16 protein-coding genes and 1 tRNA gene are annotated in these 21,442 nt (G+C 34.0%); 12 read left to right on the top strand and 5 right to left on the bottom strand.

Translation table 11 applies throughout. The annotated features are described in order from the left end of the window. Nucleotides 1-2 precede the first annotated feature (2 nt). The 9 genes from HGK31_RS03300 to HGK31_RS03260 all read left to right on the top strand — a co-directional run bounded on the left by HGK31_RS03300 (nucleotide 3) and on the right by HGK31_RS03260 (nucleotide 13,245). Nucleotides 3-416, top strand: coding sequence for a Fur family transcriptional regulator (locus HGK31_RS03300; RefSeq protein WP_191858472.1), 414 nt, complete (start codon nucleotides 3-5; stop codon nucleotides 414-416). A gap of 58 nt (nucleotides 417-474) precedes the next feature. After that, on the top strand, nucleotides 475-2,427 hold the full coding sequence (locus HGK31_RS03295) for a heavy metal translocating P-type ATPase (protein WP_191858471.1): 1,953 nt from the start codon (nucleotides 475-477) through the stop codon (nucleotides 2,425-2,427). Between the two features lie 61 nt (nucleotides 2,428-2,488). Continuing rightward, the gene (locus tag HGK31_RS03290; RefSeq protein ID WP_233450964.1) at nucleotides 2,489-2,902 is read left to right on the top strand and encodes an HYC_CC_PP family protein; all 414 of its coding nucleotides are present in this window, start codon (nucleotides 2,489-2,491) and stop codon (nucleotides 2,900-2,902) included. 108 nt (nucleotides 2,903-3,010) lie between these two features. After that, the gene (locus tag HGK31_RS03285) at nucleotides 3,011-6,751 is read left to right on the top strand and encodes an efflux RND transporter permease subunit (protein WP_191858470.1); all 3,741 of its coding nucleotides are present in this window, start codon (nucleotides 3,011-3,013) and stop codon (nucleotides 6,749-6,751) included. Further along, nucleotides 6,748-7,983, top strand: a complete 1,236-nt coding sequence (locus HGK31_RS03280; protein ID WP_191858469.1) for a TolC family protein — start codon at nucleotides 6,748-6,750, stop codon at nucleotides 7,981-7,983. The genes HGK31_RS03285 and HGK31_RS03280 overlap by 4 nt, the downstream gene beginning before the upstream one ends. A 2-nt stretch (nucleotides 7,984-7,985) precedes the next feature. Next, entirely contained in the window at nucleotides 7,986-10,487 is a 2,502-nt protein-coding gene (locus tag HGK31_RS03275) for a heavy metal translocating P-type ATPase (protein ID WP_191858468.1), read from the top strand. 19 nt (nucleotides 10,488-10,506) lie between these two features. After that, on the top strand, nucleotides 10,507-11,001 hold the full coding sequence (locus tag HGK31_RS03270; RefSeq protein WP_191858467.1) for a DUF305 domain-containing protein: 495 nt from the start codon (nucleotides 10,507-10,509) through the stop codon (nucleotides 10,999-11,001). After that, on the top strand, nucleotides 10,991-12,769 hold the full coding sequence (locus tag HGK31_RS03265) for an efflux RND transporter periplasmic adaptor subunit (RefSeq protein ID WP_191858466.1): 1,779 nt from the start codon (nucleotides 10,991-10,993) through the stop codon (nucleotides 12,767-12,769). Before HGK31_RS03270 ends, HGK31_RS03265 begins: the two co-directional genes overlap by 11 nt. A gap of 35 nt (nucleotides 12,770-12,804) precedes the next feature. Next, nucleotides 12,805-13,245, top strand: a complete 441-nt coding sequence (locus HGK31_RS03260) for a heavy-metal-associated domain-containing protein (protein WP_191858465.1) — start codon at nucleotides 12,805-12,807, stop codon at nucleotides 13,243-13,245. 126 nt (nucleotides 13,246-13,371) lie between these two features. On the opposite strand, the gene HGK31_RS03255 is transcribed toward HGK31_RS03260, so the two are convergent. Together HGK31_RS03255 and mce are read right to left on the bottom strand one after the other, a co-directional pair. Continuing rightward, nucleotides 13,372-13,445 (bottom strand) — tRNA-Ile (locus HGK31_RS03255). A gap of 77 nt (nucleotides 13,446-13,522) precedes the next feature. Next, nucleotides 13,523-13,927, bottom strand: a complete 405-nt coding sequence (gene mce / locus HGK31_RS03250; RefSeq protein ID WP_191858464.1) for a methylmalonyl-CoA epimerase — start codon at nucleotides 13,925-13,927, stop codon at nucleotides 13,523-13,525. A gap of 67 nt (nucleotides 13,928-13,994) precedes the next feature. Here mce and rbfA point away from each other — a divergent pair, with 67 nt between their 5' ends. Together rbfA and HGK31_RS03240 are read left to right on the top strand one after the other, a co-directional pair. After that, nucleotides 13,995-14,390 (top strand): 30S ribosome-binding factor RbfA, encoded by a 396-nt coding sequence (gene rbfA / locus HGK31_RS03245; protein WP_104735144.1) that lies wholly within the window; start codon nucleotides 13,995-13,997, stop codon nucleotides 14,388-14,390. After that, on the top strand, nucleotides 14,391-15,593 hold the full coding sequence (locus HGK31_RS03240) for an ABC transporter permease (protein WP_191858463.1): 1,203 nt from the start codon (nucleotides 14,391-14,393) through the stop codon (nucleotides 15,591-15,593). It abuts the gene before it with no gap. Here HGK31_RS03240 and dusB read toward each other — a convergent pair. After that, nucleotides 15,590-16,582, bottom strand: coding sequence for a tRNA dihydrouridine synthase DusB (gene dusB, locus HGK31_RS03235; RefSeq protein WP_191858462.1), 993 nt, complete (start codon nucleotides 16,580-16,582; stop codon nucleotides 15,590-15,592). The genes HGK31_RS03240 and dusB overlap by 4 nt on opposite strands. Further along, nucleotides 16,583-17,809, bottom strand: a complete 1,227-nt coding sequence (locus tag HGK31_RS03230) for a M28 family peptidase (RefSeq protein WP_191858461.1) — start codon at nucleotides 17,807-17,809, stop codon at nucleotides 16,583-16,585. It lies immediately after the preceding gene. Nucleotides 17,810-17,872: 63 nt separating this feature from the next. Here HGK31_RS03230 and HGK31_RS03225 point away from each other — a divergent pair, with 63 nt between their 5' ends. After that, on the top strand, nucleotides 17,873-18,970 hold the full coding sequence (locus tag HGK31_RS03225) for a TolB family protein (RefSeq protein ID WP_191858460.1): 1,098 nt from the start codon (nucleotides 17,873-17,875) through the stop codon (nucleotides 18,968-18,970). On the opposite strand, the gene HGK31_RS03220 is transcribed toward HGK31_RS03225, so the two are convergent. Further along, nucleotides 18,967-21,393: an outer membrane beta-barrel family protein gene (locus HGK31_RS03220; RefSeq protein WP_191858459.1), complete on the bottom strand. Its 2,427-nt coding sequence runs from the start codon at nucleotides 21,391-21,393 to the stop codon at nucleotides 18,967-18,969. The two genes, HGK31_RS03225 and HGK31_RS03220, sit on opposite strands and share 4 nt — an antisense overlap. Nucleotides 21,394-21,442 lie beyond the last annotated feature (49 nt).

Below are 21,442 nucleotides of genomic sequence, written 5' to 3'. Positions count from 1 at the left end.
TTATGCAAACAATAGAAAAATTATTAGAGTCAAAAGATATACGTGTTACGGCAATGCGTTTGTTAATTTATAAGTTTCTTGCAGAAAAAGAAATTGCAGTAACATTAAGTGATATAGAAAATGCTTTTGAAAAAGCAGATAGAACGACGTTATACAGAACTATTAAAACATTCGAGGAAAAGGATATTGTGCATCAAATAGATGATGGTACTGGAATCACTAAATATGCATTATGTGAAAACGGCTGTAATTGCGAGATTGAAACCGATTTACATTTGCATTTTCATTGCAATAACTGTAATGAAACCATTTGCTTAACAGACCATAAAATACCTCAAATTAAAGTACCTGATGGCTTTGTTTCGGAAAATGTAAACTTGGTTGTAAAAGGTATTTGTGATAAGTGCAGTAGATAACAAATGCACTTCCATTGCACTTATTAAATTATCATCTTTGGATGAGATAAATTTTATTATGAAAAAAAAGAAGCTGAATTTAAGAGATATTAAGCCTAATCCTGAAAAAGAACATAGTCACAATGATGGTCACAATCATAGTGGTAATTCAAATCAAATTAAAGCCTATGTACCAGCAATTATAAGTTTTACAATGCTAATTATTGGTATTGGGTTAGACTATTTTGATGTTGCTTTTTTCAAGGATTGGATTCGCATTATATGGTATGGTATTGCTTATTTACCAGTTGGACTTCCTGTTGTAAAAGAAGGTTGGGAAAGTATTAAAAAAGGCGATGTATTTACAGAGTTCTTTTTAATGTCTATAGCCACTATTGGAGCCTTTATTATTGGCGAATATCCTGAAGGTGTTGCAGTAATGTTGTTTTATGCAGTTGGGGAATTATTCCAGAATGCAGCAGTTAACAGAGCAAAAGGAAATATAAAAGCCTTACTTGATGTAAGACCAAATGAAGCTCTGGTATATCGCAACAATGATTATTTGTCTGTAAGTCCAGAAACGGTTGAAATTGGCGAAAAAGTGCAAGTACGTGTTGGAGAAAAAATCCCTTTAGATGGTATTCTACTTTCCGATAAAGGTTCATTCAACACAGCAGCATTAACAGGCGAAAGTAAACCAGATACTATTGCAAAAGGCGAAAAAGTATTTGCTGGAAGTATTAATATGGATGGAGTAATTGAAATTGAAACCACCAAAGAATTTAAAGATAGTTCCATTGCTCGGATTTTGGATATGGTACAGAACGCAACAGCTCGCAAATCTAAAACAGAATTATTCATCAGACAATTTGCTCGAATTTACACACCAATTGTTGTGTTTTTAGCAATAGGCGTTACGTTTCTTCCATACTTTTTTGTAGATGATTATGTCTTTAGAGATTGGTTGTATCGTGCCTTGATTTTTCTTGTAATTTCTTGTCCTTGTGCTTTGGTGATTTCAATTCCTTTAGGTTATTTCGGAGGATTAGGTGCAGCTTCAAAAAATGGAATTTTATTTAAAGGTGCTTCGTTTTTAGATGCAATGACCAAAATTAACACGTTGGTAATGGATAAGACAGGTACGGTAACCAAAGGCGTTTTTAAAATCAAGGAAGTAAAGGCTATTGGTTGGGAAGAATCCGATTTTATGAAGTACTTAATGGCTATGGAAGAACAGTCCACACATCCAATAGCAAAAGCTATTTTAGAATATAAAGATGAAGGCGCAGATTATGAGGCTTCCGAAGTTACAGAAATAGCAGGAAAAGGTTTAAAAGGTATAGTAAATGGTAAGACTGTTTTAGTTGGTAATAAAGCCCTAATGTCAGCCAATAATATTAAAGTTTTAGAGGAAACAGAAACTATTGTAGAATCTATAGTATTAGTATCTATAGACAATGAATTTGCAGGTTATGTTGTCATTGCAGATGAATTAAAAGAAGATGCAAAAGAAACAATTACAGCCTTGCATAAAGTTGGTGTTAATAATATAATGATGCTTTCTGGAGATAAGGATTCCATTACCCAACAAGTAGCAAGAGAATTAAATATTGAAAAGGCTAAAGGTGGTTTGTTACCAGAAGATAAATTAAATGAAGTTGAGCTTTTAAAACAAAATCCTGAAAATAAAATTGCTTTTATAGGTGATGGTATTAATGACGCACCAGTTTTAGCTGCAAGTGATGTAGGAATAGCAATGGGTGGTTTAGGAAGTGATGTCGCTATTGAAACAGCAGATGTTATCATTCAAACAGACCAACCTTCAAAAGTCGTAAGGGCTATTAAAATTAGTCGTTCCACTCGTAAGATTGTATGGCAAAACATCATTTTAGCATTCGGAGTAAAAGTGATTGTTTTAATTTTAGGAGCTGGCGGTTTAGCCACAATGTGGGAAGCTGTTTTTGCAGATGTTGGTGTTGCATTATTAGCAATATTAAATGCAGTTAGACTACAACGAATACGATGGAGTTAACCATTAAACTTCTGTTAAACAAAATGAACATTTGTTAAAATTTCGTAACTTTACAATTAGTATGAAGAAGTTTTTCCATAAAATAATGTCTTTAGTTATGGCTTTTGTAGTGTTATTCTCTACAATGTCATTTACTATGAATATGCATTATTGTGGAGGTGCTTTAGTAGAAACGGCTATTTTCCAAAAAGCCAAGGGTTGCGGAATGGAAATGGAGAAACCAGCTATTGAAGGATGTTCTATTACCAAGAAAAATTGTTGCGATGATAAACAATTAGCAATTGAAGGTCAAGACGAATTACAACTGCAATTTGACAAAATTACGTTTGAGCAACAGGTATTCATTACTTCATTTATTCATACCTATATTAACCTTTTCGAAGGTTTTGATAAAGACATTACTTCATACGAAAAATACGAACCGCCACTCGTCATAAGGCGTATCTACAAGATTGACGAGACGTATTTAATTTGATTCTTAAACAATAGACTGTGTTATCCTATGGCTTTATGCTATGTGGATAATTTGTTGTATTCGGTGTTTTCTCAACGCCAATGTCTAACTGTTTAATAATCAAACAATATGCTTAATAAAGCAATCAAATTTCTTATTGAGAATAAACTCGTTGCAGTACTACTACTCGTCCTTTTCGTAGGATGGGGAACAGTAAATGCACCTTTCAATTGGGATACAGGATTTTTACCAAGCAATCCTGTAGCTGTAGATGCAATTCCAGATATAGGTGAAAACCAACAAATTGTATTTACAAAGTGGGATGGTCGTTCACCACAAGATATAGAAGACCAAATTACCTATCCGTTAACCACGTCCTTGTTAGGTATTCCTGGAGTAAAAACCATTCGTAGTTCGTCTATGTTCGGCTTTTCAAGTATCTATATCATTTTTGAAGAAGACATAGAATTTTACTGGAGTAGAAGTCGTATTCTCGAAAAACTAAACTCATTACCAAGTGGTTTATTACCTGAAGGTGTTAATCCTGCTTTGGGTCCAGATGCCACAGGATTAGGACAAATATTTTGGTACACACTTGAAGGACGTGATGAAAACGGAAACGTAACTGGTGGTTGGGATTTACAAGAGCTACGAAGTATTCAAGATTACTATGTGAAATATGCGCTATCCTCTGCAAGTGGAGTATCAGAAGTAGCTTCAATTGGTGGTTATGTTCAAGAATACCAAGTCGATGTTAATCCAGAATTGATGCGTCAATATAATATTGGATTGCATCATATTGTGAAAGCAGTTAAGGAAAGCAATAAAGACATCGGTGCACAAACTATTGAAATTAATAATGCAGAATATTTAGTACGTGGTTTAGGTTATGTGAAATCTATTGAAGACATAGAAAATGCAGTCGTTACTTCCGAAGATTATACAGCAATACGAATCAAAGATATTGGAAAAGTATCATTAGGTCCTGCAACCAGACGTGGATTATTAGATAAAGAAGGTGCAGAAGTTGTAGGTGCTGTTGTTGTGGCTCGTTACGGAGCAAACCCAATGGAAGTAATCAATAATGTAAAAGAAAAAATTAATGAATTAAGTGCAGGATTACCTTCAAAAGTATTAGCAGATGGTAGAACATCACAAGTCACAATAGTACCATTTTATGATAGAACCGTATTAATTCAAGAAACATTAGGCACGCTTAATGAGGCATTGACTTTAGAAATACTGATTACCATTTTGGTTATTATCATTATGGTGTTTAATCTTCGAGCATCAGTATTAATTTCTGGCTTATTACCTGTTGCGGTTTTAATGGTGTTTATAGCTATGAAGTTCTTTGGTGTAGATGCAAACATTGTCGCTTTATCTGGTATTGCAATTGCTATTGGTACAATGGTCGATGTCGGTGTCATACTTTCAGAAAACATTATTAGGCATTTGGACGAAGATGATGGAACACAATCCATCAATACAGTAGTATATAATGCCACAGCCGAAGTATCTGGTGCAATAGTAACCGCAGTAATGACAACAATAATCAGTTTCATTCCTGTATTTACAATGATTGGCGCAGAAGGAAAATTATTTAGACCATTAGCCTTTACAAAAACCTTTGCTTTAACCGCCTCTATTATTGTCGCTTTATTTTTAATACCGCCATTTGCAGCATTTTTATTCAGAAAGAAAAGCATTAAAAACACTTTTAAATATGTTTTAAATGGTGTTTTAATAGCTTTAGGTATCGTAGCAATAGTCTATGGGTATTGGTTAGGTCTAATATTGATTGGTTTTGGAATTGTTGCACTTATAAAGCAACAAGAAATAGTATCAGAAAAACAAGCCAACCTTATCAATATTATTATTTCGGTATCAGCGATAGTATTTCAGTTAGCCGAATATTGGAGACCATTAGGTGTTGATAAAAGCATCTTCTGGAATCTCATTTTTGTTAGTGTTATATGTTTTGGTTTATTAGGTGTTTTCTCATTATTCATCAAATATTACACACGTATTTTAAGGTGGTGTTTAGATAATAAGTTATTGTTTTTATCTGTACCAACAGCTATTGTAATTGCAGGTTTTTTCATTATGAAAAATACTGGTAAAGAGTTTATGCCATCCTTAAATGAAGGCTCATTTCTACTAATGCCAACTTCAATGCCTCATTCTGGCGTAGAAGAAAACAAACGAGTTTTACAGCAATTAGATATGGCAGTAGCCAGTATTCCAGAGATTGAAACGGTAGTTGGTAAAGCAGGAAGAACAGAATCAGCTTTAGACCCAGCACCACTATCAATGTACGAGAATATGATTCAGTATAAGCCAGAGTATATGATGAATGCAGATGGAGAAAGGCAACGTTACAAAGTAAATGAGGATGGTTTGTTTGAATTAAAGGATGGTCGATTAATTCATAACGAAAATATAGATGTCAGTTCGAGTGCAGTCGAGAACAAAGCGATAATCAAATCAGCTTTATTAAATGTCCAAAGGTCTCAATTAATTGAATACAAGGATGGCGAATACTATCGTAATTGGCGACCAGAAATTGAATCACCAGACGATATTTGGAATGAAATCGTAAGAGTCACCAAATTACTAGGTGTTACGTCAGCACCAAAATTACAACCCATTGAAACGAGATTGGTAATGCTTCAAACAGGAATGCGAGCACCTATGGGAATAAAAGTAAAAGGTCAAGACTTAAAGCAAATTGAATCGTTTGGTGTGCAATTGGAAAACATTATCAAAGAAGCTGAAGGCGTTAAAAAAGAAGCTGTTTTTGCTGACCGTATTGTTGGCAAACCGTATTTGTTGATTGATATTGATAGAGAGAAAATTGCACGTTACGGAATTTCTATACAAGATGTTCAGGATGTATTAAAAGTCGCAGTTGGTGGTATGGTATTAACACAAACGGTTGAAGGTCGTGAGCGATATGGTGTTCGTGTGCGATACCCAAGAGAATTACGAGCAAATCCAACAGACTTACAACAGATTTATGTGCCAGTTGAAAAAGGTAGTCCTGTTCCATTAAGCGAATTGGCAACCATTCGCTACGAACAAGGTCCACAAGTCATTAAAAGTGAAGACACCTTTTTAGTAGGTTATGTCTTGTTTGATAAATTAGATGGTTTTGCAGAAGTAAGCGTTGTTGAAAATGCACAAGCATTAATCCAAGAAAAGATAGATTCAGGCGAATTAATAGTTCCAAAAGGAATCAACTATGCATTCACAGGAACGTATGAAAATCAATTACGAGCAGAAAAAACATTATCTGTTGTTGTACCGTTAGCATTGGCAATTATCTTTTTAATACTGTATTTCCAATTCCGTTCTGTGGCAACCTCATTAATGGTATTTACAGGTATCGCAGTAGCGTTTGCAGGTGGATTTATAATGATATGGCTCTATGGTCAAGATTGGTTTTTAAACTTCAATTTCTTTGGCGAAAATATGCGAGACTTATTTCAGATGCATCCCATTAATTTAAGTGTAGCGGTTTGGGTTGGGTTTATTGCACTCTTTGGTATTGCAACAGATGATGGTGTAGTAATGGCAACGTATTTAACGCAAACTTTTAATAGAAATACACCAGAGAATAAAAAGGAAATTAGAGCGTCCATAGTAGAAGCAGGAGAAAAACGTATCAGACCTTGTTTAATGACAACAGCAACCACCATATTAGCATTATTACCAATACTCACATCTACAGGGAGAGGAAGCGATATTATGATTCCAATGGCAATACCAAGTTTTGGCGGAATGCTCATAGCCTTAATAACCCTATTTGTAGTGCCAGTATTATATAGCTGGAAATCCGAAGTTCAACTTAAAAGAGCAACAAAATGAAATATATAAAAATCAATATAAAAACGGTCTTTGTTGTTTGTTTCTTATGCTTTGCGTTTTCTGCACAAAGTCAAGAGTTAGAAACACTTATTGATGTAGCATTGACTAACAATCCCGAAATTCAAAAGTTCGAGTTGCAATACAAAAGAGTTTCAGAAAAGGTAAACGAAGTCAATACGATTCCTAATACTGAATTTGGTGTAGGTTATTTTGTAAGCGAACCAGAAACGAGAACAGGAGCGCAACGCTTTAAAGTATCAGCAAAACAAATGTTACCGTGGTTTGGCACAATTACTTCACGAGAAAATTATGTCAGTTCATTAGCTAATGCAAAATATGAAGACATTGTTATTGCAAAGCGAAAATTGATGGCTTCTGTATCACAATCCTATTATAATTTATACGCCAATAAAGCAAAACAAGAGGTGCTAACAGAAAACATTAAACTATTGGAAACCTATGAGACATTGGCACTAACCTCTGTTGAGGTTGGTAAAGCATCTGCTGTAGATGTGTTGCGATTACAAATCCGTCAAAATGAAATGCAACAACTGAAAGATGTTTTAAGTCAACAGTTTTTAGCAGAACAAACTAATTTGAATAATCTTTTGAATAGGGAAAATGATGTTGCTGTTACTGTAGTAGATAGTTTAATTATGCCTTCAGAAGACTTTGAAATCATTACTGAAAATTTAGCATTACATCCTGAATTGTTGAAGTATGATAAACTCTATCAGTCCATAGAACAATCAGAATTATTAAACCAAAAAGAAGGCAGTCCTATGATTGGTTTTGGATTAGACTATATCAATGTTTCCGAAAGACCAGATATGAATTTCTCGGATAACGGTAAAGATATTGTGATGCCAATGGTTTCGGTGTCAATCCCAATTTTTAATAAAAAATATAAATCTCAAACCAAGCAAAATGAGTTAGAACAGCAAGAAATAACAGCTCAAAAACAAGAACGATTAAACACTTTGGAAACGCTATTAAGTAAAGCGATTAATGAGCGTATTTCTGCAAGAATAAGTTATGCTACACAAGCCAAGAACTTAAAACAAGCCAAAGATGCAGAGGACATCTTAATCAAAAGCTACGAAACAGGTACGATTGACTTTAATGATGTTTTGGATATTCAAGAACTACAATTAAAGTTTCAAATGAACCAAATAGAGTCTATTAAGGGCTACTATGTGCAAAGCACAATTATTAATTATTTAATACAATAGTAATGAAACACACATATCACATACACGGAATGACTTGCAACGGTTGTCGTACTCACGTAGAAGAAACACTTTCTAAAGTGGAAGGTGTTTCAAAAGCAACAGTCAATTTAGAAAAGGCAGAAGCTACAATCGAAATGGAATCACATATTCCAATAGAGGCATTTCAAGACGCTCTTAAAAATGATGGTGGGAGATACAGTATTCATAAACAAGGCGAACATCATCACCATTTAGAAGATAAAAAGGAAAACCAACCAAAAGCAAAAGGCACAGGTACATTTTATTGTCCTATGCATTGCGAAGGCGATAAAACGTATGATAAAGCAGGAGATTGTCCTGTTTGCGGAATGGATTTGGTTGAAGAACAAAATCTATCGACAGCTTCAATAAAACAATGGACGTGTCCAATGCACCCAGAAGTTGTCAAAGATGAAGCAGGTTCGTGCCCTATTTGCGGTATGGATTTAGTACCAATGCAACCAGATGTTTCAGCAGAAGAAAAGACCTATAAAAAATTATTGAAGAAGTTTTGGATAGCAACTGCATTCACATTACCAATATTCTTAATGGCTATGAGCGAAATGCTCAATAACAATCCATTGTACGATATAATGGAACAGAAATATTGGAATTGGATTCAGTTTGCTTTATCCATTCCAGTTGTATTTTATGCGACTTGGATGTTTTTTGAACGTGCTTATAGAAGCATAAAAACGTGGAATCTCAATATGTTCACACTCATTGGAATCGGTGCAGGTGTGGCTTGGTTATTTAGTGTGTTTGGGATGTTATTTCCAGATATATTTCCTGAACAATTTAAAACTGAATCAGGTGCAGTACACGTCTATTTTGAGGCAGCAACGGTTATTCTAACCTTGGTGCTTTTAGGACAGTTGTTAGAAGCGCGTGCACATAGCAAAACCAATTCGGCAGTAAAAGAATTATTAAAGTTAGCACCTAATAAAGCCATTAAAATGGTAGATGGTGAAGAAGTTGAAGTCAGTATAGATAAGATAGAATTAAAAGATATTCTAAAAGTAAAACCAGGTGATAAAATTCCTGTGGATGGTGTAATAACTCAAGGTGAAACAACCATTGACGAATCTATGATTACGGGAGAACCTATTCCTGTAAACAAATCTCAAGATGATAAAGTAAGTAGCGGAACAATTAATGGGAATCAATCATTCTTGATGAAAGCGGAAAAAGTAGGAAGTGATACGTTACTCTCACAAATCATTCATATGGTTAATCATGCCAGTAGAAGTCGCGCACCTATTCAGAATTTAGCAGATAAGGTATCAGGTTATTTTGTGCCAGTTGTAGTTCTTATTTCTATTATCACATTTATTGTTTGGGCAATTTGGGGTCCAGAACCAGTTTATGTGTATGCGTTTGTGAATGCAATTGCAGTACTAATCATTGCGTGTCCTTGTGCTTTAGGTTTAGCAACACCAATGTCTGTAATGGTTGGTGTGGGCAAAGGTGCTCAAAATGGTGTATTGATTAAAAATGCAGAAGCTCTTGAAAAAATGGATAAGGTAAATACACTTATAGTTGATAAAACTGGAACTATTACAGAAGGAAAACCAACGGTAGAAACAGTAGGTGCTTTTAGTGATACTTTAAACAAAAATGAGCTACTTCAATACATTGTTTCATTAAATACCAATAGTGAACATCCTTTGGCAGAAGCGACAGTTAAATATGGAAAGGAACATAACGCTGAAATAATAAAATCTGAAAACTTTAGTGCTGTCACAGGAAAAGGTGTTGAAGCTATAATAAAAGATAAAAAAGTAGCATTAGGAAATCCTAAAATGATGGAATATGCCAAAGCAGATATTACTTCTAAAATGAAAGACGAAGCAAAATGTTATCAAAAACAGGGTAAAACAGTTTCTTATTTATCATTAGATGAAACCGTTGTAGGATATGTAGTTATAGGAGATAAAATAAAAGAAACAAGTGCCAAAGCAATTAAAATACTTCAAGATAAAGGCATTGATGTTATAATGCTTACAGGCGATAATCACGATACCGCACAAGCAGTAGCTTCAGAACTTAATTTGGCAGATTTCAAAGCCAGTATGCTACCAGAAGATAAACTCAAAGAAGTAGAGAAACTGCAAGAAAAAGGAAAAGTGGTTGCTATGGCAGGTGATGGTATTAATGATGCGCCTGCATTAGCGAAAAGTGATGTAGGTATTGCAATGGGTACAGGAACAGATGTTGCTATAGAAAGTGCAATGATAACTTTAGTAAAAGGCGATTTACACGGAATAGTAAAGGCTAAAAATTTAAGTCATTCCGTAATGAAGAATATTAAGCAGAATCTATTTTTTGCACTTATTTATAACACATTAGGAGTACCTATTGCAGCAGGTGTGTTGTTTCCATTCTTCGGAATACTACTCTCGCCAATGATAGCTGCGTTAGCGATGAGTTTTAGCTCTGTTTCTGTAATAGGTAATGCACTACGATTAAGAACAATTAAAGTTTAACCATTAAAATCAAAATATTATGAACACACAAGAACACACAAACAACGATAATAAAGGTATGAGCAATTACACTAAATTCTTTTTGATGTTAGGCTCATCATTTGTTGCAATGTATATCACAATGTACTTAAATACTTATGAATTTGACCACGTATGGTTTAGTCTAACACGATTTTATATGGTCTGTTTAGGTATTGCAGCTATGGCTTTAATTATGTTTTTCTTTATGAAGAATATGTACACGAATAAGAGGAAAAATTTGGGTATTGTATTAGGTAGCATCGTCCTTTTCCTTGGTGCTTTAGGTTTAGTACGTGATCAAAAATCAACAGTAGGTGATGTCCTTTGGATGAAGGGTATGATACCACATCATTCCATAGCAATTCTAACAAGCGAAAGAGCAGATATAAAAGACCCAGAAGTTAAACAATTAGCAGAGGATATTATTAAAGCGCAGAAAAAGGAAATAGAAGAAATGAAAGCAATGATAAAACGATTAGAAAATGAAAAATAATAAAATAGTCATATACATAGGTTTATTGGCAGTAGGTTTGCTCTTGGGTTGGATACTATTTGGTGGTTCATCAAAAGAAGAAATAGACCATAATCACGATAAGGTTGCAGAGACCAATCAAATGTGGACGTGTTCTATGCATCCACAAATTATGCAACCAGAACCAGGTGATTGTCCTATTTGTGGTATGGATTTAATTCCTGCCGAAAGTGGAAGTGATGGTCTGTTGGCAGACCAATTCAAGTTAACTGAAAATGCGATGGCATTAGCCAATATTCAAACAACTGTTGTAGGCAAAGGAAATGTTGATGGCAACAGCCTTAAATTATCTGGTAAAATTGCTGAAAATGAAGAAGCAAACGCAGTACAAGTCAGTTATTTTTCGGGTAGAATAGAACGATTGAATGTCAGTTTTACAGGTGAAGAAGTACGTAAAGGTCAGCTATTAGCAACTATTTATTCGCCAGAATTGTATGCGGCACAACAAGAGCTAATTACAGCATCATCTTTAAAGGAATCGCAACCTGCATTATACAAGGCGGTTCGTAATAAATTGAAGTTGTGGAAGCTATCTGAAAATCAAATCAATCAGATTGAAGAAACTCAAAAAGTAAAAGAAAACTTTCCAGTTTATGCAACCGTTTCAGGTACAGTTACCGAAAAATTAGTAGAACAAGGCGACTACATCAAACAAGGTCAACCATTGCTTAAAATTGCAAATCTCAATACGGTTTGGGCAAACTTTGATGTCTATGAAAATCAAATCGATTTATTTAAAAAGGGACAAGAAGTTTTAGTGACTACAAACGCTTATGCTAATAAGGAATTTAAAGGGAAAGTAGATTTTATTGAACCAATTTTAAATACTAAAACAAGAACAGTAACCTTACGTGTGGTGCTTAATAACAAAAACGATGTATTTAAACCAGGAATGTTTGTAACCGCAAATATTGAACGAGTTTCAAGTAGTAATAATGAGGTATTAACAATTCCAGCATCTGCTGTACTTTGGACAGGTGAACGTTCTGTTGTCTATTTAAAAACCAATCCAGACCAAACCGTTTTTGAAATGCGTGAAGTTGTTTTAGGTAATCAAATTGGTAATGAATATGAAGTTTTAGAAGGATTATTTGTTGGAAATGAAATCGTAACTAACGGAACTTTTACAGTTGATGCAGCAGCTCAATTACAAGGTAAAAAATCAATGATGAATAAAGATGGTGGCAAAGTAATGACTGGTCACGAAGGACATTTAGGAATGGATAATAAGACATCAAAAAAAGAAAGTGACCATACTAATATGAACCAAAGATTGACAGTATCAGAGAAATTCCAAGAACAATTAAAAGTTGTTTACAATGATTATATCAATTTAAAAAATGCTTTAGTAAAAGAAGATTCAAAAATTACTTCAGTTAATGCAACAAGTTTATTAGACAATTTAGGTAAAGTTGATATGAAATTATTATCAGACAATAATGCTCACGCACATTGGATGTCATTAGTAAAAGAAATACAATCTTCTACAACATCCATTTCAAAAACGTCAGATATAAAAGAACAAAGAGACCACTTCAAACATCTATCATCACACTTAATAAATGCTGTGCAACTGTTTGGTGTCAATGAAAAAGTGTATGTGGAGTTTTGTCCTATGGCAGATAACAACAATGGTGCATATTGGTTGAGTAAAGAAGAAAAAGTAATCAATCCATATTTTGGTGAAGCAATGCTAACCTGTGGTGAAGTAAAACAAGTAATAGAATAATAATAAATCAAGTAATAACAATTAAATTTTAAACAATGAAGAAAGTAATTTTAAGTGTAGTTGCAATAGCAGCATTAGGTTTAACAAGTTGTAAAAACGAAACTAAAAAAGTTGAAGATACTACAACAACAGAAGTGTCAAAAGAAATCGCAATGACAGATTTATCTTTTGGAGTAAGAGGAAATTGTGGTATGTGTAAAAGTACCATTGAAAAAGCAGCCAATAGTGTTGAAGGTGTTGCAAGTGCCAATTGGGATGTCGATAAAAAGAAGATTGATGTCTCATTTGATGATACCAAAACAGATGCAATGGCAATTCATAAAGCAATAGCAGCTTCAGGTTACGACACCGAAAAAGTTGCAGGAAGTGAAGAAGCCTATAAAGATTTACCAGGTTGTTGTCAATACGACCACGAAATGATGATGAATCAGTCAGGTGAAATGAAATCGGAAGACCACTCTAATCACGACCATTAAATATCAATTCAAAAAGAGTCTTTTTTGAAAGGCTCTTTTTTTAATTTTCAAAGAACCGGTTGTCCCTATTGTTGTCCCTAAAAAACCGAAAAACCCTGCAAAACAACGTTTTACAGGGTTATTTTGTGGTCCCACCTGGGCTCGAACCAGGGACTTTCTGATTATGAGTCAGATACTCTAACCAACTGAGTTATAGGACCTATTAGCGTTTTACTAATACACTCTTGCTTAAAGAGTGTGCAATATTACTACATATTTTAAAACTCTACAAGATTTTTTATTTCTTTATATCTTGGCATAACTCAATAAGAACACCGTTAGTTGATTTAGGATGTAAAAACACAACCAACTTATTATCGGCTCCTTTTTTTGGTGTTTTATTTAGAACTGTAAAACCCTCGTTTTCCAATCTTTCAATTTCAGATTCAATACAATCTACATCAAAAGCAATATGGTGAATGCCCTCTCCTCTTTTTTCAATGAATTTTGAAATTGGACTATCAGGATTTGTGCCTTCTAAAAGCTCTATCTTACTTTCTCCAATCTTAAAAAAAGAAGTATTCACACCTTCACTTAACACTTCTTCTATTTTATAATGTGATTTGCCAAACAACTTTTCGAATAAATCGTTAGAATTTTTTAAGTCTTTTACTGCAATACCAATGTGTTCAATCTTATTCATGATAAGTAAGTTACGAATTTTGATTGCAAAAGTAAGATAATCTTCAAATATGCGTTATTTTTGCATCATGGAAGAAAGTCAAAGACAAAAGAAAATAGCTTCGGTTTTACAACGTGACCTTGTAGATATATTACAAAAAGCAGCTACTCAAGGTGGCATGCAAGGTATACTGATTTCTGTTTCTAAAGTAAAAGTTACCGTAGATTTATCTGTGGCGAAAGTCTATTTAAGTATTTTCCCAAATAATAAAGCTAAAGAACTTATTCTAGGCATTCGATCTAATGCGCCTTTAATTAAGCATGAGTTGGCTCAACGCACAAAAAACCAGTTAAGACGCATGCCTCAATTGGAGTTTTTTGTTGATGATTCTTTGGAGTACATTGACAAAATTGAAAAATCTTTAAAAGGCAGTGATAACCCTATTTCTGATCCTAATCTTTTAGATAAACGTAAAAAGTCTTAATTGAACTTCTCGTTATATATAGCAAAACGATACCTGCTTTCAAAAAGCTCTAACAATGCTATTAATTTCATCACAATTATTGCTGCAATAAGTGTTATCATTGGCGCTTTATCGCTTTTTATTGTACTCTCTGGTTTTGCTGGCCTCAAAGATTTTACGCTGCAATTTACTTCGATTATAGATCCTGACTTAAAGGCAGAACCTTATCAAGGGAAATCATTCTACATAAGTGATTCTGAACTGAAAGATCTTGAAAATATTCCTGATGTTGTTTCATTTGCGAAAATTGTCGAAGAGCGTGTTTTTATTTCTTTTGAAGGCAGAAATCATAACGCTTTCATAAAAGGGGTTGATTCTAACTATGCCAACATACATGCTGTTGACTCTATTGTTCCTTTAGGAAGTTGGTTTTCGGAAAAAACAAATCAAGTTGTTACTGGCTGGGGAATAGCCAACCGTTTATCAATAGGCGTTTTAGACTATGGTAAAGCTGTCAACTTATATGTTCCAAAGCCTGGTAAAGGCCAAATTTCTTCAATTGAACAAGCTTTCAATTCTGTGAGAGCAGTAAATGTTGGCATATTTGATGTTAACGAAGCTTTAAATGAGAAATACATATATGTCCCGATTGAAATGGCTCAACATTTAACAAATTATGAAGCTAATCAAATTTCTGCATTAGAATTTAAACTTCGTGATGGTTTTGATGAAGAGGAAATAAGAACTTCAATTCAGAAAGTTTTAGGTGATAAAATTATTTTAAAAAACAAGTCTCAACTCAATGATGCTTTACATAAAATGCTAAATACTGAAAATTTAGCGGTTTATTTAATATTCACTCTAATCCTAATCATTGCGCTGTTCAATGTCATTGGTTCTATTATCATGATGATACTTGATAAGAAAAAAACCTTGCATACTCTTTACAACTTAGGAGCAACATTAAAAGACATTAGGAGAATTTTCTTTCTTCAGGGAAGTTTAATGACTTTATTTGGTGGATTAATTGGGTTGATTTTAGGGTTGATTTTGGTTTGGTTGCAGGAAACTTTTGGTTTGGTTATGCTAACAGCTTCTTTACCTTACCCGATGTCAATTAAAATTGAGAATATTCTTCTTGTTTATGTTACCATTTCTATTTTAGGAATTGGTGCTGCTAAAATTGCTTCGTCAAGAATCACTAGAAACCTAGTTTCTAATTAGGCAAATTGATAATCTGAAAAGTTTTTAAGAACATCATCAAAAGCTTTAAATACATCTTTTGAATCATCACTTGTAACCATACGCATTCTATATTCCTTGAAGTTTGGAATACCTTTGAAATAATTTGTGTAATGACGTCTGGTTTCAAACACACCTAATTTTTCACCCTTCCAATCAATTGACATTTGTAAATGACGTCTAGCAGCTTCAACACGTTCCCCTAACGAAATAGGCGCAAGATGCTCTCCGGTTTTAAAATAATGCTTGACTTGTTTAAAAAACCAAGGGTTGCCAATAGTGGCACGACCTATCATGCAACCATCCAACCCGTAACTATCACGCATTTCCATAGCGCGTTCAGGTGAGTCTACATCGCCATTTCCAAATACTGGAATGTGCATTCTAGGATTGTTTTTAACTTCTGCAATAGGTTTCCAATCGGCTTGACCCTTGTACATTTGAGCACGCGTACGACCATGAATAGAAATAGCTTTACAGCCTACATCTTGTAAACGTTCAGCAACCTCAACAATTTTTATGGAATCATGATCCCAGCCTAAACGTGTTTTAACAGTGACTGGTAAATTTGTACGCTTAACCATTTCTGCTGTTAAGCTTTCCATTAAGCAAATGTCTTTTAGAATACCTGCTCCAGCACCTTTGCTTACTACCTTTTTAACAGGACAACCAAAGTTGATATCGATAATGTCTGGGTTGGACTTTTCAACAATATCAATGGTCTGCAACATGCTGTCTAGGTTAGCACCAAAAATTTGAATGCCAACTGGGCGTTCCTTTTCATAAATGTCTAATTTCATAACACTTTTAGCCGCATTACGAATAAGACCTTCACTAGAAACAAATTCTGTGTAGACCACATCTGCACCTTGCTCTTTGCACAACGCACGAAAAGGTGGATCACTAACATCTTCCATTGGTGCTAATAGCAAAGGGAAATCTGGAAGTTCTATGTCGCCTATTTTTACCAATTATTTGAAAATTAAATTAAAGTCTAATATGTCTTTTTTTCGTTCAACACTAACTACGGTGGAATCACCTGGTTCAAACGCAGATAGCGCTCGCATATAGCTCATCATATCTGTCACAGTACTATCGCCAAGTTTTACAACGACATCCCCTTTTTGTAGACCTGCTTTTTGAGCTGGTTTATCTTCACTAATGCCATCTATACGCATACCTGTTCCGTCGTATAGGTAATCTGGAACAACACCTAAACCTACTTTAAAGCGTGGTGTCTCTTCACTTTCATTTTTAGTTTTTCTAAAGGCTAATTTTCCATTATCATTTAAATCAGAGATAATTTCAAAAATATAGCTTGAAATGGTTGCCATTCCTTTGTAGTTAAGCTTATCAAAATCATCTCCTGGTTTATGGTAGTCTTCATGCTGACCTGTAAAAAAATGTAATACTGGAATGTCTGCTAAATAAAATGACGTATGATCACTTGGACCAACCCCAGATTCTTTTTCTATAAGTTTAAAGTTATCGTTGTGCGAGTTTAAAACCTGCTTAAAAATTGGCGAAGTTCCCGTTCCGTAAACTGCCAATGTACTGTCCTGCTTTAAACGACCAACCATATCCATGTTAATCATATAGCTTACCGCTTTAGTGTCAATAGTTGGGTTTTTTACGAAATAGTTTGAGCCTAATAAGCCCATTTCTTCACCAGAAAAAGCTATCAAAAGATAATTGTTTGATGTATTTACATCTTTCAGTTTTCCTGCTAAATCTAACATAACAGCTACACCACTGGCATTGTCATCAGCGCCATTATGGATAGCTTTTTCACCCTTATATAATGAGCCATCACCTCCATACCCTAAATGGTCATAATGCGCACCAATAACAACAGTGTTTTTTGCATTATTATTAATATATCCAACTACATTGGTTCCTGTTACTGTACCATCTTCAGCAATGTTTGTAAATGCTACTTCGCCATGAGGATCATTTGTGGGTTTGAAACTAAATGTTTGATAATATCCTTCAGTACCTTTAGGTTCGATGCCTATTTCAGCATATCGCTGCGAAATATACTCTGCAGCCTTGAGTTCGCCATCTGTTCCTGTTTCTCTTCCCTCAAGCTTATCATCGGATAAAAACATAACATCTTTCTTTATTTTATTCTCATAGGTATGCTCATTTTTACAACCTAGTAGCGTTATAAAAAGAACTAGTAGCGATATTTTCTTCATTTTAATAATCTTATTTTTGGCGAAATTAAGCAATAATTGCCACATTTATATATTGTCAACACAATGAAAAGTTATATTTACATCTTCATCTTACTCATAACCATTTCATGTAAAACGGATAAAAACCAAGCTACTGATGCTGATTCTGGTGCTACAAAATGGGTTGACTCTTTAATATATCCTGAAGAGACAAATTTTAAGTCCATTAAACAAATTACTTTTGGTGGTGATAATGCTGAAGCTTATTGGAGTTTTGATGATAAGCAACTGGTTTTTCAATCAAATAACAAAGCTTGGAATGTAAATTGCGATCAAATGTTTTTAATGAATGTTGATGAAACGTTTAAAGACAACATACCACCAATGATAAGCACGGGTAAAGGCCGTACAACTTGTGCTTATTTTTTACCTGACAATGAACATATTATTTATGCTTCAACACACTTGGGTGGAGAAGAATGTCCAGAGACACCATTACGTAAAAACGGTAAATATATCTGGCCAATTTATGACACCTATGATATTTTTGTAGCTGATTTGGAAGGCAACATTACAGCTCAATTAACCAACGAAAAGGGCTATGATGCTGAGCCAACTGTTTCTCCTAAAGGCGATAAAATAGTTTTTACTTCAGATAGAAGTGGTGATTTAGAATTATACACTATGAATCTTGATGGCAGTGATGTTAAGCAAATTACTTTTGAATTAGGTTATGATGGCGGAGCTTTCTTTTCGCCTGACGGAACCAAAATTATCTTCCGTTCATCACGTCCAAAAACTAAAGAAGCTATAAAAGAATATCAAGATCTTTTGTCGGAAGGTCTTGTACAGCCAACACAAATGGAGCTTTATATTTGTAATGCAGATGGTAGTGATTTGCGCCAACTTACCGATTTAGGAAATGCCAATTGGAGTCCGTTTTTTCACCCTAGTGGTGAAAAGATTTTATTCTCTTCAAATTTTGAATCTGAACGCGGATTCCCATTTAATTTATACCTGATTGATATTGATGGAAAAAATTTAGAACGTGTTACACATAGCGATACGTTTGATGCGTTTCCTGTTTTTTCAAACGATGGAAAGAAATTAATCTTTTCATCAAATAGAAATAATGGAGGTGGACGCGACACTAATTTATTTATTGCTGAATGGCAAGATTAGTTTCCAGATTTTTCTAAACGGTCACGCTCGTTTTTCTCTTTGGTTCTTTGGTTCGTTTCAAGACCCGTATTACCAAATTTGTAGCTAAAGCCTAGTTTTACAAATCGGTTATCAATATTCATGAATCGATAGTTATCTTGTCTTAAATATTTTGTTCTAACACTATAGTCTTGTTGGTTAAACAAATCACCCGCAGATAAAGTTAGCACACCGTGTTTGTTAAAAATAGTCTTTTTTAAAGCTAAATCACTGTAAAGTTGTGCGTCAACAGTTTGAAAGCCTTGTTGATTTTTACTTATGTACACAAGGGAAAGGGTAACAGATAAACTGTTGTCTTTCAATAAGGAAAGGGAATTACTCAATTCTGAATAATTTGACCACATATTCCTATTTAAAAGACTTTCATTAAGAATGGCTTGTTCCTTCAAATTGTAAACAGACGTTACAAAATAAACATTCCACCTTGAGGTTAAATCAAAAAATGTTATAAAATCAAACCCATACTCTGTAGTGTTTTCTAGATTTGTTGGTGTATAAATCAATAAATTATTATCGTTATCCTGTAATGGCAATTCCATAAAGTTTGATTCGGTGTCTTTAAAATAAGCTTGGACATAAATATTACCATTTAATGAAGTGCCTATTTCAACAAAATCCGTTAACGCTGGTTGTAAGTTAGGGTTTCCCGTCACAATAGTATTGTCGTTCAAAAAGAATTTAAAGGGATTTAAAGATTGATAGTCTGGTCTTTGAATACTGCGCTTATAGTTAGTATATAAACTTACTTTTTCAGAGGCTTGATAACTTAAACTGGCAATTGGGAACCAATTAAAGTAATCTTGTGTAAGAGTATTATTTGTAATTAAGGACTTTCCTTCAATATTTGATTGCTCAACGCGAAGACCTATACTTAAATCAAACTTTTCCCAACTCTTTTCAAATGAGCTATAGGCAGCAAATACACTTTCTTTATAATCAAACGCATTAGAATTATTAGAATCAAAAACTAGATTTCCGTTTTCAATATCAAACTGATTAATTTCACTATCTGTATTCACAAAAGAACTTTTGGCACCAAAAGAAAAGGAGCTATTGCTTTCTGAAAGAGGCAAGCTGTAATCAACTTGAGCTGTGTTAATTAGAGTGTTTTGTTTAGAAACCGTTTCAAAAGCATTAGAAAAATTCAAACTGTTATCTGAAAAATAATAATTACTGTTAACCTTTTGATCTCTATTGTAATCATAGGTCGTTAGGTGTATGTTTAGTGATAAACTGCTTCCACTATCAAAATTACTAACATAATCTAGATCAAAACCCAAATTATATTTATTGTCATTGGTGTTATTTACATTATCAAAATTATAAAGCCCACTGTAATTCTGGTCAAAAACATTGGTTTGACCGTTTGTAACATAATCAAACTTTGGTAGAAATAGTAAGTTAGAAGAGAAACTTAAGGTATTATTGTCATTAATAAAATAGTCAAAATTAGTGTTTATAGTATGCGTTTGTGATTTGGTAGTTCTATCAAAATCTGAATCCCAACGTTCATAAATAGCATCACTATCATTTATAAAATTTACTTGCTCATCATTTAGGCGTCCTATTTTTTCATTATTATAACTATAACTGGCAAAAACATTTATTTTATTGTTTTTGTAATAATTAGTAATACCTGCATTGTATCTAGGGTAAAACCCTTGGGTGTAATTTGCAAAAACAGTTCCTCGATAACCTGTTACAAGGTTTTTTCCCATCACGATGTTGATTACAATACCATCAGAAGCATCGTATTTTGCTCCAGGGTTTGTTATAACTTCAACAGATTTTATACTGCTCGCAGGCGATCCTTCCAATAAATTCATCAGTTCAGCATTAGAGAGCTGTACCTTTCTGTCGTTAATATATACTGTAGGTTTGGTATTTTTTACCGAAATGGAACCATCTAAAACCAAAACGCCTGGTGTATTTCTTACTACTTCCATAACATTGCCCTCGCTTAATGCTGTATTTTCGACATTAAAAACCAATCTATCCGCATCTTTTTTTACCGTTGGTTTTTTGGCAATTATAGATATTTCATCAAGTGCTTCGGCTGATTCTTCCAGTATTACATTACCTACTTCTACACTTAAATCATCAACACTGATAAGTTGGTAATTTGGCTTGAATCCTATAAAACTTGTTTGTAAAAGATAGTTGTTTGGCGTAACGTTCTCGATTAGAAAAAAACCCTTATCATTTGATGTGGTTCCTTTTATTGCAGTAGAATCTGCGGTTGAAAGTAGCACAATATTTGCAAAAGAAATAGGGTTGTCATCTACATCACTAATAAAACCTGAAACGGATAAATCTTGCCCGAATATAAACCCAGAGGTTAAAATACTTAATAACAGTACTACACGTTTTATTTTAAGATTCATTGAGTTCTTTTGGAATTGCAATATAAAAATTGTTTTAAACTTTTGTTTA

This window comes from Hanstruepera ponticola (genome assembly GCF_012931685.1).
Lineage (GTDB): Bacteria > Bacteroidota > Bacteroidia > Flavobacteriales > Flavobacteriaceae > Hanstruepera > Hanstruepera ponticola.
The sequence above is the reverse complement of the archived record's forward strand: the minus strand, read 5'-3'. Positions and strand labels throughout refer to the sequence as shown.

Bases quoted from the DNA above. Each gene is read 5' to 3' on its own strand.
- HGK31_RS03300 (WP_191858472.1), top strand. From the start codon at position 3: ATGCAAACAATAGAAAAATTATTAGAGTCAAAAGATATACGTGTTACG.
- HGK31_RS03295 (WP_191858471.1), top strand. From the start codon at position 475: ATGAAAAAAAAGAAGCTGAATTTAAGAGATATTAAGCCTAATCCTGAA.
- HGK31_RS03290 (WP_233450964.1), top strand. From the start codon at position 2,489: ATGAAGAAGTTTTTCCATAAAATAATGTCTTTAGTTATGGCTTTTGTA.
- HGK31_RS03285 (WP_191858470.1), top strand. From the start codon at position 3,011: ATGCTTAATAAAGCAATCAAATTTCTTATTGAGAATAAACTCGTTGCA.
- HGK31_RS03280 (WP_191858469.1), top strand. From the start codon at position 6,748: ATGAAATATATAAAAATCAATATAAAAACGGTCTTTGTTGTTTGTTTC.
- HGK31_RS03275 (WP_191858468.1), top strand. From the start codon at position 7,986: ATGAAACACACATATCACATACACGGAATGACTTGCAACGGTTGTCGT.
- HGK31_RS03270 (WP_191858467.1), top strand. From the start codon at position 10,507: ATGAACACACAAGAACACACAAACAACGATAATAAAGGTATGAGCAAT.
- HGK31_RS03265 (WP_191858466.1), top strand. From the start codon at position 10,991: ATGAAAAATAATAAAATAGTCATATACATAGGTTTATTGGCAGTAGGT.
- HGK31_RS03260 (WP_191858465.1), top strand. From the start codon at position 12,805: ATGAAGAAAGTAATTTTAAGTGTAGTTGCAATAGCAGCATTAGGTTTA.
- mce (WP_191858464.1), bottom strand. From the start codon at position 13,927: ATGAATAAGATTGAACACATTGGTATTGCAGTAAAAGACTTAAAAAAT.
- rbfA (WP_104735144.1), top strand. From the start codon at position 13,995: ATGGAAGAAAGTCAAAGACAAAAGAAAATAGCTTCGGTTTTACAACGT.
- HGK31_RS03230 (WP_191858461.1), bottom strand. From the start codon at position 17,809: ATGAAGAAAATATCGCTACTAGTTCTTTTTATAACGCTACTAGGTTGT.
- HGK31_RS03225 (WP_191858460.1), top strand. From the start codon at position 17,873: ATGAAAAGTTATATTTACATCTTCATCTTACTCATAACCATTTCATGT.
- HGK31_RS03220 (WP_191858459.1), bottom strand. From the start codon at position 21,393: ATGAATCTTAAAATAAAACGTGTAGTACTGTTATTAAGTATTTTAACC.